Source organism: Clostridium sp. HBUAS56010 (assembly GCF_007115105.1).
GTDB lineage: Bacteria > Bacillota > Clostridia > Lachnospirales > Lachnospiraceae > Lacrimispora.
In genome coordinates this window covers 723,173-735,990 of record NZ_SULJ01000001.1, presented here as the reverse complement: position 1 = coordinate 735,990, position 12,818 = coordinate 723,173, and the positions used below count along the sequence as shown (strand labels likewise).

Sequence of the window (12,818 nt, the reverse complement as noted above, 5' to 3'; positions counted from 1 at the left end):
CGGGGCTTTTATGCAGGAGAATATCAACGTATCAGGAGTCTTATGTTCGTCTTATGAGACCTTTTTTGAGGCGGAAAAAAAGATAGCGGATTACATTCTTGCTCATAAGAATGAAGTTATTGACATGACTGTTGCCGAGCTGGCTCAGGCAAGTAAAACCAGTGATGCTACTGTGTCCAGGTTCTGCCGGAGATGCGGATTCAATGGCTTTCACCATTTAAAGATCAATCTGGCAAAAGAAATTATAGAGGAGCGGGGCAATTCGGTTGAGATATCCAATGAGATCAGCAGGGACAATCTGTCCCAGTCTCTTCAGAATATTCTCGCCAATAAAGTGGCAGAGCTTACACAGACCATTTCCATGATGGACCCGGATGAACTGGATCAGATTCTTAGGGTGATTGAACGTGCCAGGACTGTACAGCTTGTGGCAGTAGGCAATACCATTCCAGTAGCTCTTGATGGCTCCTTTAAGTTTAACCAATTGGGAGTCCCAACGGTTTCGGGCACGATTTGGGAGACACAGATGGCATATACCTGTAATTTGAAGGAGGATGATGCTGTAATTATTATCTCAAACTCTGGTTTTTCCAAACGGCTTATGACTCTTATGGCAGTGGCAAAAGAAAATCGTACGCCTACCATCGCCATCACGAATAATCCTTCTTCCCCTTTGGGAAAAGCCTGTGATTACCATATTACTACAGCTACAAGGGAGAAACTTTTACTGGGAGAGTTCTGTTTCTCAAGAGTATCTGCAACCGCAGTGATGGAGATTTTATACCTATTCTTATCTGTAAGTAAAAAGGATTCCCATGACCACATCAGACGCCATGAGATTGCAATTTCTGATGATAAAAAATAAAATTCATATTTATTTTACCGAAAGAGGACCATGCTAAAAGCTGGTTCTTTTTTTGCGGTGAAAAAAGTTGATTCGTGCATAAGTTATAAGAAAAATAATGTTTTAGCAAGTGGAATTGTGAAATGTTATACAACATGCTGAAAGTATAGAAGAAATAATATTTCTTGGTTAAATATATTGACGAAATAATACAATCGTATTATATTATAGGAGGGAGATGAAATATAATTTCATTAATAAAAGGAGGTGTGACATTTGATTTACACAGTAACATTTAATCCGGCTTTGGATTATATCGTAGCAGTGGATCACTTCACTCTGGGTAATGTTAACAGAGCCAGTCACGAAACCATCTATTGTGGGGGAAAGGGGCTGAATGTTTCCACAGTTTTGGCTACTTTGGGACACGAGAGTACTGCCCTGGGCTTTCTGGCAGGATTTACCGGACAGGAAATTTTAAAAAGAACCGGCGAACTGGGGTTTCAGTCAGATTTTATCTGGGTGGAGCAAGGGTTGTCGAGAATTAATGTGAAGTTAAAGTCAGAGGAAGAAACAGAGTTGAATGGAATGGGACCAAAGATAATGGAGGCGGACGTAAAGAGTCTGATCCGTAAGCTGGATCAGTTAGAACGGGGAGATATACTGATTTTGTCGGGAAGCATTCCGGAGTCTGTGGAAGATGACATTTATGAGCGGATTATGGCTCGTTTAAGCGGAAGAAGAATCCGGGTTGTGGTAGATGCTACAAAGGGTTTGTTAGTTAACGTGCTTCCATATCGGCCTTTTCTGGTAAAGCCCAATAATCATGAACTAGGGGAGATTTTTCATGTAGTTCTTCATTCGGTAGATGAGGTCATTGAGTACGGCAGGCGTCTTCAGGAAAAAGGGGCAAAAAACGTTCTGGTTTCCATGGCAGGTGACGGTGCTGTATTGATTACAGAGGACAACAAAGTATATAGAATGGGAGTGCCCCGGGGAATCGTAAAGAATTCCGTTGGTGCAGGAGATTCCATGGTTGCCGGTTTTATTGCCGGGTATTTAGAACAGGGCAGTTATGAACATGCACTGCGTCTAGGAAGTGCAGCAGGAAGTGCCAGTGCCTTTTCAGAAGGCCTTGCAGATAAGAAGAAAATCATGGAATTGTATGATGAATTGTCAAAGGAGGTCGTTTGATGAAGATTACAGAATTGCTGAAAGCAGATAGTGTGGAACTGAATGTAACAGTTTCTGACAAAGAAGGTGCCATTGATAAGCTGGTTTCTTTAATGGAGCGGGGAGGCAGATTAAAGGACAGGGTTTTATATAAAGAAGAGATTTTAAAAAGAGAAGCTCATGGAAGCACAGCGGTAGGGGAAGGAATTGCCATTCCCCACGCAAAGACAAAGGCAGTAGAGGAAGCTGGACTTGCTGCAATTGTAGTGCCGGATGGTGTGGATTACGAAGCATTTGACGGATCAGCAGCCAATCTGATTTTTATGATTGCAGCACCAGAGGGAGGGGCAGATCTGCATCTGGAGGCACTTTCCAGGTTGTCCACCCTTTTAATGGATGGAGACTTTAAAGAAGATCTGATCCATGCAGAATCAAAAGAGGAATTTTTAAAGCTGATTGATGATAAAGAGTCTGAACGGTATCAGAAAAAGTCAGATATAAAAACTTCTGGTTACCGGGTGCTTGCAGTAACTGCCTGTCCCACAGGAATCGCTCATACCTTTATGGCAGCAGAGAATTTAGAAAAGAGCGGAAAGCAGATGGGGATTTCTTTAAAGGCTGAGACCAATGGAGCGGAAGGCATTGGAAATGCCCTGACCAAAGAGGAGATTGCCCAGGCAGAGGGAATCATTATTGCAGCAGATAAAAACGTGGATATGGCACGGTTTGATGGGAAGAGAGTGGTCATTGCAACCGTTTCCGACGGAATCCAAAAAGGGGAAGAACTGGTCAAACGTGCAATTGATTCGGATACTCCCATCTTTCATTACAGCGGATCTTCATCACAGCCGTTGGAAGATAAAGAAGAGACAGAAGGCGTCGGCAGGTCCATTTATAAACATCTGATGAATGGTGTTTCTCATATGCTTCCCTTTGTTATTGGCGGAGGAATATTAATTGCACTGGCATTCTTGCTGGATGACTATTCCATAGATCCTTCCAACTTTGGTAAAAATACTCCCTTAGCGGCATATTTAAAGACCATTGGTGAACAGGCATTTGGCATGATGCTGCCGGTTCTGGCAGGATACATTGCCATGAGCATTGCGGACAGACCCGGCCTTGCTGTAGGATTTGTAGGAGGTCTGATTGCTAAAATGGGATCTACCTTTGCCAATCCAGGAGGCGGAAGTGTAAACGCAGGCTTTTTGGGAGCTTTACTGGCAGGTTTTATCGGTGGATATATTGTTCTTTTGTTAAAAAAATGGTTTCGCAGACTTCCTAAATCCCTGGAAGGAATTAAGCCGGTGCTTTTATATCCGTTGATTGGCATTTTCCTGACTGCAGTTATTACCACATTTATTAACCCTTTTATTGGTGCAATCAATGACGGTTTAACCGGTTTGCTAAATCATATGGGCGGTACCAGTAAGATTGTTCTGGGTGCTGTCGTTGGTGGGATGATGTCTGTAGACATGGGAGGTCCTGTCAATAAGGCAGCTTATGTATTTGGTACAGCCCAGCTTGCAGAAGGCAATTTTGATATTATGGCTGCTGTTATGGCAGGCGGAATGGTTCCACCCCTTGCCATTGCTCTTTGTACCACCTTTTTTAAACAGAAATTTACCCAGAAAGAACGGCAGTCAGGACTGGTTAATTATATTATGGGACTCTCCTTTATCTCAGAGGGAGCCATACCGTTTGCTGCCGCTGACCCAATCCGTGTAATCTTATCCTGTATCGTAGGATCAGCCGTTGCCGGAGGCTTGTCTATGGCATTTAACTGTACGTTAAGAGCACCTCATGGAGGAATCTTTGTATTACCCACCATTGGAAATCCTATTGGATATCTGGTGGCAGTAATTGTTGGTTCGGCGGTGGGCTGTGTGATTCTGGCGACACTAAAGAAGAATTTAAGAACAGAATAAGTGACAGCCTGTCAGGAGAAAGTGGATTTTACTCTGAATATGCTCTATAATGGGTATAATACTGGAAAAACAAAGGAGGAGCAGTTATGTATCAGTGCTGCATTTTTGATTTGGATGGAACCATTATAGATACAATTGAATCCATTACCCACAGCGTGAATCTGACCATGAAACAGGTGGGAATGGGCGCTGTTGATCAGGATCATGTCAAAGTATTTGTGGGAGATGGATTTAAGAAGCTTGTAGAGCGTTCTCTGATTTATCTGGGAGATGAAAAACTGCTTCATTATGATGAGGCGCTGGATATTTATGAAAAGGTTTTTGAGGAAAACTGTCTTTATAAAATTAAACCTTATGATGGAATTCTGGATCTGCTCCTGTTTTTAAAAGAGCGGGGCATTAAAATTGCAGTTTTAACCAATAAAAGCCATGAACGGGGAATGGAATGCGTGGAGTCCTGTTTTGGAACGGGTTTCTTTGATTTGATTACCGGAGAAGGCAATGGAATTGCCTGTAAGCCAGATCCGGCAGGTGCTTTTTATACCGCAGATTATTTTCATGTTTCACCATCCCGCTGTCTTTATCTGGGAGATACGAACACAGATATGAAGACAGGCATTGCTGCAGGGATGGATACCGTTGCAGTGACCTGGGGATTTCGGAAAAAGGAAGAGTTAATGAAATTTAACCCCAAATACATGGCAGATCATCCGGAAAAGATAAAAGAAATTTTTGCATAATTTTTAAAAATAAAGGGAGATTAAGGAGAGAGAACAATGAGCAGATAAATATGGGAGGGACCATGACGAAATACTTAAAATGGGGCTTTGTTGTCATTGCAGCGGTCTGGGCGGCGTTAATAGGAACTATGATCGGATATGCGTGGAACAGCACCCACATTCCTCAGCCTGTAAAGACGGCACAACAGCCTCCGGCCCAGAATACCAATATAAGCATAGAAACCCAGGAGAAGATGGAAGGCTACTGGACAGTTGCTGTTTTTGGTGTAGATTCCAGGGAAGGAACCCTTGGAAAGGAAACCAGATCTGATATGCAGATGGTTTTTAATGTAAATTTAGAGACTGGCGAGATACGGGTGGTGTCCATTTATCGGGATACTTTTCTGAAATTGAATCAAAAAGGGCGTTATGGCAAAATTAACGATGCGTATTTTCTAGGCGGACCTGGTCAGGCAGTTGATGCTCTTACGGAGAATCTGGATTTAAGCATTGATGATTATGCCTCCTTTAGCTGGAAATCAGTTGCAGACGCCATCAACATCTTAGGCGGAATTGATGTGGATATCAGCCATGAAGAATTCCGGCTGATTAATGGCTTTATTACGGAGACGGTTGAGTCAACAGGTGTAGGTTCCCACCATTTGAAAAAAGAGGGGCTCAATCATCTGGATGGAGTTCAGGCCGTGGCATATGCAAGACTGAGAAAGATGGATACGGATTTTAAACGGACAGAGAGGCAGAGGGAAGTTGTGGATCTGGTCCTTCAAAAAGCACGGAAAGCCGATCTTGGTACCTTAAACCGGCTGGTTACAACCGTTTTGCCCCAGACCTCCACCAGTATTGGTTTAAAAGATCTGTTTCCCCTTATAAAAAATATAAATCAGTTTCATCTGTCCGGCACAGAAGGGTTTCCTTCCAAATTAAAAGATGCTGTAATCAAAAAACAGGATTGCGTGGTTCCTGTCGACCTGGACACCAATGTAAAGCATCTTCATCAGTTCTTATTTGATGAAGAAGATTATGAACCTTCTGAGACGGTTAAGGAGATCAGCAGGCAGATTAAGATTCAGACTGGTAAATAAAAACGAAAATCTGATACAAATGACTGATGCCGGAATATCTTAATAGTGAAAGATGTCTGCCCGATGATAGTTTTCCTATGGGCAAAAGGAAGGTCTGTCATGCTTTTATGGTTTTCGGTCAATGGACCGACCATTTTTATCACGCTCATTCTTATGGCTTTGGTAATTGCAGCCGGAAAAAAGATAACAAAAAGAAAAGGTGGCTGCGGTCATTGCTGTGGAAATTGCAGCGGATGTTATTTAAACGGGAAAGAAGAGCAGGAAGAGAATAAGAAATCAATGTAAAACAATATCCGGAGCTGTAAGCTGCTTCGGATATTGTTCTGCTTTTAGGCGGAGCTGATAATTTTTTGGTATTATGTAAATGGAATCCATGAGGGCTTTGCTTGACTTATGTTTGAGTTTGTGACAAAATAAGTAGTTGTAGTTCTTGTTAAACTCTGGAAAGAAAGAGGTATATGCTGATATGACAAAGATTGATATTATTTCCGGTTTTCTTGGAGCCGGTAAAACAACATTTATTAAAAAGTTATTGCAGGAAGCCATTGCAGGAGAGCAGGTTGTCCTGATTGAGAATGAATTTGGTGAGATTGGAATCGACGGCGGATTTTTAAAAGATGCTGGAGTTGAGATCAGAGAGATGAATTCTGGCTGTATCTGCTGTTCGTTAGTGGGTGACTTTGGGAAATCTCTGGAAGAGGTCTTAACCAAGTATCATCCAGACCGGGTGATTATTGAACCATCTGGTGTAGGAAAGCTTTCTGATGTGATGAAGGCTGTTGTGGATGTGGCAGCAGAGCTTGATGTGGTTTTAAACAGTGCAGTTACCATTGTGGATGCTAAAAAGTGTAAGATGTACCGGAAAAACTTTGGTGAATTTTTTAACAACCAGATTGAGAATGCAGGAACGGTTGTGTTAAGCCGTACAGACATTGCGGCCGCTGATAAGGTAGACCAGGCAGTGGAGATCATCCGGGAATTGAATCCCAAAGCTTCTGTCATCACAACTCCTTGTGATGAACTGAGCGGAAAACAGTTAATGGAAATTATCGAAAAACCGGATACCATGATAGAAGACCTTTTAAATGAGGTGAAAGCACATCATCACGATCATGAGCATCATCATGAGCATGGGGAAGGCTGCGGCTGCGGAGGTCACGGTCATGAACACCATGAGCATCATCATGAACATGGAGAAGGCTGCGGCTGCGGAGGTCACGGACATGAACACCATGAGCACCATCATGAACATGGGGAAGGCTGCGGCTGCGGAGGTCACGATCATGACCATCACGAGCACCATCATGAACATGGGGAAGGCTGTGGCTGCGGTCATGATCATCACCATCATGATGCAGATGAGGTGTTCACCAGTTGGGGGCTTGAACATGTTGCTTCTATGAAGAAAGAAGATCTGGACAAGATTCTTGATGAACTGGCATATGGAGAAGGATATGGAGATGTTCTCCGTGCAAAGGGCATGATTCCTGGAGAAGAAAAGGGAGAATGGCTTTATTTTGATCTGGTACCAGAACAGTATGAGATCCGAACCGGAATACCGGAGTACACCGGAAAGGTCTGCGTGATCGGCGCAAATTTAAAGGAAGAGGAATTAGAAAAAGCCTTTAAACGATAAGCAAATGGAGGATAATATGAGCAACACTGATGTAATGGAAGATGATTTCATGCCTGTCTTCCTGATTAATGGATTTTTGGAATCAGGAAAGACCCAGTTCCTTCAATTCACCATGGAACAGGATTATTTTAAAGCAGAGGGAAAGACGCTCTTAATCGTCTGCGAAGAAGGCGAGAATGAATACGATCCGGATCTTCTTGCCCGTACAAAGACAGAGATGGTAGTAATTGACAGTCTTGATGAGATGACTCCGGACAGGCTGTTGGAACTGGAACTTCTCCATAATCCGGAGAGGGTATTAATTGAATGGAACGGAATGTGGAATCTGGATGAGCTAAAGCTTCCGGCTGACTGGAAGGTTTATCAGCAGATTTCCCTGATTGATATGACTACCTTTGAAGTGTATTCTGCCAATATGAAGCCATTGCTTTATGCCATGGTGCGCAATTCAGAGCTGATTATCTGTAACCGGTGTGATGGAATCGAAGATCTTTCTGGTTATCGCCGTACTTTAAAGTCCATGGCTTTAAAGGGTGAGATTGTATTTGAGGATTCTGAGGGAGAAGTCAACGAGATTTCCGAAGAAGATCTCCCTTATGATATCAATGCTGATGTTATAAAGATCTCTGAAGAGGCATATGGAATCTGGTATATTGACTGTATGGAGAGAAGAGAACGATACGAGGGAAAGACCGTAGAATTCACTGCTATGGTATTGAAAACACCGGATTTTCCAAAGAATTATTTTGTGCCGGGGCGTATGGCAATGACCTGCTGTGAAGATGATATGACTTTTCTTGGCTTTGTTACAAAGGCAAGAGGGGCAAAGGATCTTGAGACAAAACAGTGGGTTCATGTAAAAGCAAAGGTGGCTTACGAATTCTGGAAAGATTATGAAGGAGAAGGTCCGGTGCTGTATGCGGATCTGGTAGAGCCAGCTCAGCCTGTGAAAGGATTTGTCCAGTTTTAACCCTATAATTTTCAATAAAAATGGCTGCTTCACGGGAATGTTTCGTGAAGCAGCCATTTGTCATCCGGAATGCCTTACATAGGGGGAACGGGAGTAGGCCGTTCCGGGTCAAAGACATCAGAGACTTGAAAAAGATCGCTTAAACTGTCTGGATAATAATACATCCGGTACCCGTCTAAGTTTCTTCTTGCCTGGCGGAAATAATTGGTTCCCATCTGCATCCAGGCGGGCTTGCTGGCGTCTACGTTACAGAAGTAGCGAAAGCCAAGGGATTCCAGGTAAGTAAACCGTTCATTGTCGTTGGTATAAGGTGTCCAGCTTCCAATATCGCTTCCAAATGGAAAGAGAATAATGTCAGTAGGACCAATCAGGGATTCCACGTTTTTTGCCCATTTATCAGAATCCACTTTAAAATGTTCCATGGAAATGGTTCCCATATTCCGGTGCCCCCAGCTATGAGAAGCCAGTTCCCAGCCGTGGTCTTTTAAATTCTGGGCAACAAGAGCAGCCTGTTTGCGGTCTTCTTCATAATTGGGATTGGTGTCCTTATAAGATTCGTCGGTACGGTACCCAAGAATGCCGTTATATCCGGTAAAAGCCAGTATTCCTCTTGCTCCTTTATAAGAAAAGCCGGGATGGGTCTTTATAAAGTTTTCAAGAAGAGGAACCAGGTCGTAATCGCCTGTGACAACGGTTCCATCGGCAAGCTCCATCTCACAGGTGGGATATCCGTCCTTGCCGATGACAATGCGGCGGGCAAATCCATCCTCTTTCATATATTCATAATAACAAACATCATCCTGGGAGAGCACAAAAGCCTTTTTGCCTTCCGGGAGCATAATGTCTCCGTATGTAAATTTGTCATTGCCATTCTCATCTTTTGTTACATAAGCCAGATCGTGAAGTCTGATCAGGACATATCCTTTGTCATACATAGACTGCATGATCTTTAAAAATTCTGATTTTGTGGTCATCATCTGATTGTAGCCTGCCTGCTTTTTATCTCCGTCAAATGCTTTTTTATTATCCATAATGAGGGAATGGAAAAACACATGGGTGACATCCGTAGGATTCATGCGGACAAGACTGGATTTTTGGGCTTCGTAACTGGCAATCGCCGTTTTAACCTCTTCTTTTGCAGATAATTCCGGATCGGAATTCAACAGGGTGATGGCTCCCTCAAAGTCATACTGGGCAGCAAGGCCTTCTGCGCTGGAAAGGAGAGATACCATAGGATCTTCCCTTACCGGTTCGCTTTCTGTGGCTTCAGGTCCGCTGTGAGAACCGGCAACAGAGGAATCGGCAGGAAGGGATCCGGGTCCCAGCCTTTTATTGATTGCAATGCCGCCCAATACCAGGATGGCAACGGCGGACACTCCTAAAAGTGCAACGATGATCTTTTTTGAATTCATAACTTAACCCCTTACGTTTTCATATTTGGCTGCTGCCAGATACTTGCAACATTTAATTATAAGTATAACATACTTTAGAGTAGGATGAAATCGAAAGCAGGATAAATTTTTTGCAAAAATTGGCATAGGAAAGGGAAATGCTCCCATACAATGATACAAAGGAATTTTCAGGGGATGTTATGGCATGAAGAGAGTTGCGGCATTAATGTTAAGCTGTTTCCTGCTGTTATACAGTTTCTGCATTCCGGCAGCAGGGCAGGAACCAGATGTAGCAGTTGCCTCGGATATGATTGTACAGGCAGAGGAAGCGAATGCAGAGGGTGGTCCTGCCATCCAGGCTCCCAGCGCTGTTTTAATGGAAGCATCTACCGGACAGATTATTTATGAGAAAAATGCGGATGAAAAAAGGAGTCCTGCAAGTATAACAAAGATCATGACGTTAATACTTATCTTTGACGCACTGGATTCCGGCAAGATAAAACTAACGGATGAAGTTGTGACCAGTGCCCATGCAAAGTCCATGGGAGGTTCCCAGGTGTTCCTGGAAGAAGGGGAAGTCCAGACAGTGGAAACCCTGATTAAGTGTATCGTAATTGCATCAGGAAATGATGCGTCAGTAGCAATGGCAGAGTACATAGCGGGAACAGAAGGTGAATTTGTAAAGATGATGAATGAAAAGGCGGCAGCGCTTGGCATGACAAATACCAATTTTGAAGATTGCTGCGGTCTTACAGAATCGCCCACCCATTTAACAACAGCAAGGGATATCGCAATTATGTCAAGGGAGCTGATTAATAAATATCCCCAGATTCATAATTATTCTACCATCTGGATGGAGAACATCACCCATGTAACAAAACAGGGGACAAAAGAATTTGGTCTATCCAACACCAATAAGCTTTTAAAGATGGCAACGAATTTTAATGTAACTGGTTTAAAGACCGGATCTACTTCCATTGCAAAGTACTGTTTGTCCGCTACAGCAGAAAAAGATGGAGTGCGCCTGATTGCCTCCATTATGGCGGCACCGGATTACAAAGCCAGGTTTGGAGATGCACAGACTCTTTTAAATTATGGATATGCAAATTGTAAACTGTATGAGGATAAAGAGATGCTTCCACTGCCGAACATGGTAGTAGATAACGGTGTGGAAGAGGAAGTTGCCTTAAAGTATGGCGGGTCTTTCTCCTATTTAAGTCTGAAAGGGGAAGATTTCTCCACGATCGAAAAAACTCTGGAACTGGTACCGTCAATGAAAGCACCGGTGGAAGAAGACCAGCCGGCAGGAAGTCTTGTTTATACTCTGGGCGGAAAAAAGATAGGAGAAGTACCGGTTCTTACAGCGGGAACCGTAAAACAGGCGAAATTTTTCGATTACTTTAAACGGTTAATCAATGCGTTTGGTCTTTGATGAAAGAAAGAACGTACAGCCCATAATTCAAGCTGTACGTTCTTATTTTTAAAATGTTGACAAAAACTCTTGCAAAGTATAAGATAAGTTAGGACTATTGCACAAAAACACACTGCAGGAACAGGAGGAAGAACGTGGGAAGTCGCTTGCTTGCCCTTTGGTATAAAATGACGTTAAAGAAAAAGCTCTATCTGATTATTATTAGTGTAGGGTTCATCATGGGTGTTTCTATTTTTATTAATTTAAAGGTGGCTTATATTTTTATTAACGGTGCAAGAGTGATTATGGATGATAATCTGGCATGTTATAAATTCCAGGAGTCTCTGGAGACTGAGAGAGAGCTTTTTGCCAATCTGCTGGCGAACCACACGGCTGAGAATGAGACTTTCTACCAGGCTGCATGCCGGGAAACAAAAGCGCATTTAAATGAACTGCCTTATGAGTATGGCCAGATTGGAGAAGAACGTTATGGAGTAACCTGGAATATTAAGAATGGATATGAAACCTATGAAAAGCAGAGGGACAAGGTTGTGTCCATGGGACCAAAGCAGAAAAATTATATCAAAGAACAATATAAAGCCTATAACATGCAGAAATATCTGGATATCTATGCCACAAGACTGACAAAGATTGTCCTGATGGATGGAAATGATTATTATGAAGTCCAGATATCAGCACTGCAGCGGATGCCTTATCTTCTGGTTGCCATCAGCGTTATGGCATTTCTGGTTCTGGTAGTACTGCTCCGGTTTATTACCGGCAGCGTTGTAACCACGTTGGAACAACTGGCAACGGTGTCTGGAAAGATAGAAAAGAATGATTTTTCTTCTCCTGATGTGCACTGGGGTGGAACCGATGAGATCGGGCGTCTGGTCAGTGCCTTTAATAAAATGAAACATGCTACAAAAGATTATGTGATTGCCACGGAGGAAAAAAGGCAGATGGAGGAAACTCTTTACCGTCATGAACTGGAACGGGCAGAGCTTGAAAAACGTTTTTCCATGGCACAGCTCCAGCTTATTAAAAGTCAGTTAAATCCCCATTTTTTGTTTAATACCTTAAACATGATGACCCGTATGGCACAGATGGAGGAAGCACCAGTAACAGAAGAGATGCTTGTTGCAATTGGCAATCTGCTCCGCTACAGCCTCCGTACCTCCAGCGCATTTGAACCGTTGGAACAGGAGCTTAAAGTGGTAAAGGATTATATGTACATTCATCAGATGCGATTTGGGGACAGGTTTCGGTGGGAAATATCCTGTGACAGGGCCCTTTATCAGGAGGAGGTTCCTGTTTTCATGCTCCAGCCTCTTGTAGAAAATGCAGTAATTCATGGAATATCGGAGAAGGAGAATGGAGGTTCCATTCATATTAAGATTAAAAAAAACGGAGATATTTTGTGGATATCCGTGGAAGATACGGGAAATGGAATGAGCAGAGAAAAACTGGCATCCATTCGTCATGCCATGGAGACAAAAGGGACAGGTCTTGGAATTGGTCTTGGTAACATATACAGAAGAATTTCTGCTTATTACGAATATGGAAAGGTGTCTATAGACAGCATAGAACATAAGGGGACTGTTGTAGAAATTGAATTTGGTCGGAAGAAGGGGTAAAAATGA

11 protein-coding genes are annotated in these 12,818 nt (G+C 42.9%); 10 read left to right on the top strand and 1 reads right to left on the bottom strand.

The features are described from left to right. The first annotated feature begins 10 nt into the window (after positions 1–10). From FAY33_RS03550 to FAY33_RS03515, 8 genes are all read left to right on the top strand, one after another. On the top strand, positions 11–865 hold the full coding sequence (locus FAY33_RS03550) for a MurR/RpiR family transcriptional regulator (protein ID WP_143319368.1): 855 nt from the start codon (positions 11–13) through the stop codon (positions 863–865). A gap of 255 nt (positions 866–1,120) precedes the next feature. After that, the gene (gene pfkB / locus FAY33_RS03545; protein WP_143319367.1) at positions 1,121–2,038 is read left to right on the top strand and encodes a 1-phosphofructokinase; all 918 of its coding nucleotides are present in this window, start codon (positions 1,121–1,123) and stop codon (positions 2,036–2,038) included. Continuing rightward, positions 2,038–3,945: a fructose-specific PTS transporter subunit EIIC gene (locus tag FAY33_RS03540; RefSeq protein ID WP_143319366.1), complete on the top strand. Its 1,908-nt coding sequence runs from the start codon at positions 2,038–2,040 to the stop codon at positions 3,943–3,945. The genes pfkB and FAY33_RS03540 overlap by 1 nt, the downstream gene beginning before the upstream one ends. Before the next feature lie 86 nt (positions 3,946–4,031). Then, positions 4,032–4,685: an HAD family hydrolase gene (locus FAY33_RS03535; protein WP_143319365.1), complete on the top strand. Its 654-nt coding sequence runs from the start codon at positions 4,032–4,034 to the stop codon at positions 4,683–4,685. A 62-nt stretch (positions 4,686–4,747) separates the two neighbouring features. After that, positions 4,748–5,767 (top strand): LCP family protein, encoded by a 1,020-nt coding sequence (locus tag FAY33_RS03530; RefSeq protein ID WP_143319364.1) that lies wholly within the window; start codon positions 4,748–4,750, stop codon positions 5,765–5,767. A 99-nt stretch (positions 5,768–5,866) separates the two neighbouring features. After that, positions 5,867–6,052: a FeoB-associated Cys-rich membrane protein gene (locus FAY33_RS03525; RefSeq protein ID WP_143319363.1), complete on the top strand. Its 186-nt coding sequence runs from the start codon at positions 5,867–5,869 to the stop codon at positions 6,050–6,052. 181 nt (positions 6,053–6,233) lie between these two features. Next, positions 6,234–7,403, top strand: a complete 1,170-nt coding sequence (locus tag FAY33_RS03520; protein ID WP_143319362.1) for a CobW family GTP-binding protein — start codon at positions 6,234–6,236, stop codon at positions 7,401–7,403. A 16-nt stretch (positions 7,404–7,419) separates the two neighbouring features. Then, positions 7,420–8,373: a GTP-binding protein gene (locus FAY33_RS03515; protein WP_347562645.1), complete on the top strand. Its 954-nt coding sequence runs from the start codon at positions 7,420–7,422 to the stop codon at positions 8,371–8,373. 74 nt (positions 8,374–8,447) lie between these two features. Here the strand turns inward: FAY33_RS03515 and FAY33_RS03510 are convergent, their stop codons facing one another. Next, entirely contained in the window at positions 8,448–9,785 is a 1,338-nt protein-coding gene (locus FAY33_RS03510; RefSeq protein ID WP_143319361.1) for a polysaccharide deacetylase, read from the bottom strand. Positions 9,786–9,969: 184 nt separating this feature from the next. Between FAY33_RS03510 and FAY33_RS03505 the strand changes: the two genes are divergently transcribed. Both FAY33_RS03505 and FAY33_RS03500 read left to right on the top strand, forming a co-directional pair. Further along, a complete protein-coding gene (locus FAY33_RS03505; protein WP_143319360.1) occupies positions 9,970–11,196 on the top strand; it encodes a D-alanyl-D-alanine carboxypeptidase family protein in 1,227 nt (408 codons plus the stop codon). 134 nt (positions 11,197–11,330) lie between these two features. Next, complete coding sequence (locus tag FAY33_RS03500; RefSeq protein ID WP_143319359.1) at positions 11,331–12,812, top strand: sensor histidine kinase; 1,482 nt, start codon at positions 11,331–11,333, stop codon at positions 12,810–12,812. Positions 12,813–12,818: the final 6 nt, after the last annotated feature.

What these genes read in the sequence shown, in the direction of transcription:
- FAY33_RS03530 (WP_143319364.1), top strand. Translation starts at nt 4,748, where the DNA reads ATGACGAAATACTTAAAATGGGGCTTTGTTGTCATTGCAGCGGTCTGG.
- FAY33_RS03520 (WP_143319362.1), top strand. Translation starts at nt 6,234, where the DNA reads ATGACAAAGATTGATATTATTTCCGGTTTTCTTGGAGCCGGTAAAACA.
- FAY33_RS03540 (WP_143319366.1), top strand. Translation starts at nt 2,038, where the DNA reads ATGAAGATTACAGAATTGCTGAAAGCAGATAGTGTGGAACTGAATGTA.
- FAY33_RS03510 (WP_143319361.1), bottom strand. Translation starts at nt 9,785, where the DNA reads ATGAATTCAAAAAAGATCATCGTTGCACTTTTAGGAGTGTCCGCCGTT.
- FAY33_RS03505 (WP_143319360.1), top strand. Translation starts at nt 9,970, where the DNA reads ATGAAGAGAGTTGCGGCATTAATGTTAAGCTGTTTCCTGCTGTTATAC.
- FAY33_RS03550 (WP_143319368.1), top strand. Translation starts at nt 11, where the DNA reads ATGCAGGAGAATATCAACGTATCAGGAGTCTTATGTTCGTCTTATGAG.
- FAY33_RS03525 (WP_143319363.1), top strand. Translation starts at nt 5,867, where the DNA reads ATGCTTTTATGGTTTTCGGTCAATGGACCGACCATTTTTATCACGCTC.
- FAY33_RS03535 (WP_143319365.1), top strand. Translation starts at nt 4,032, where the DNA reads ATGTATCAGTGCTGCATTTTTGATTTGGATGGAACCATTATAGATACA.
- FAY33_RS03515 (WP_347562645.1), top strand. Translation starts at nt 7,420, where the DNA reads ATGAGCAACACTGATGTAATGGAAGATGATTTCATGCCTGTCTTCCTG.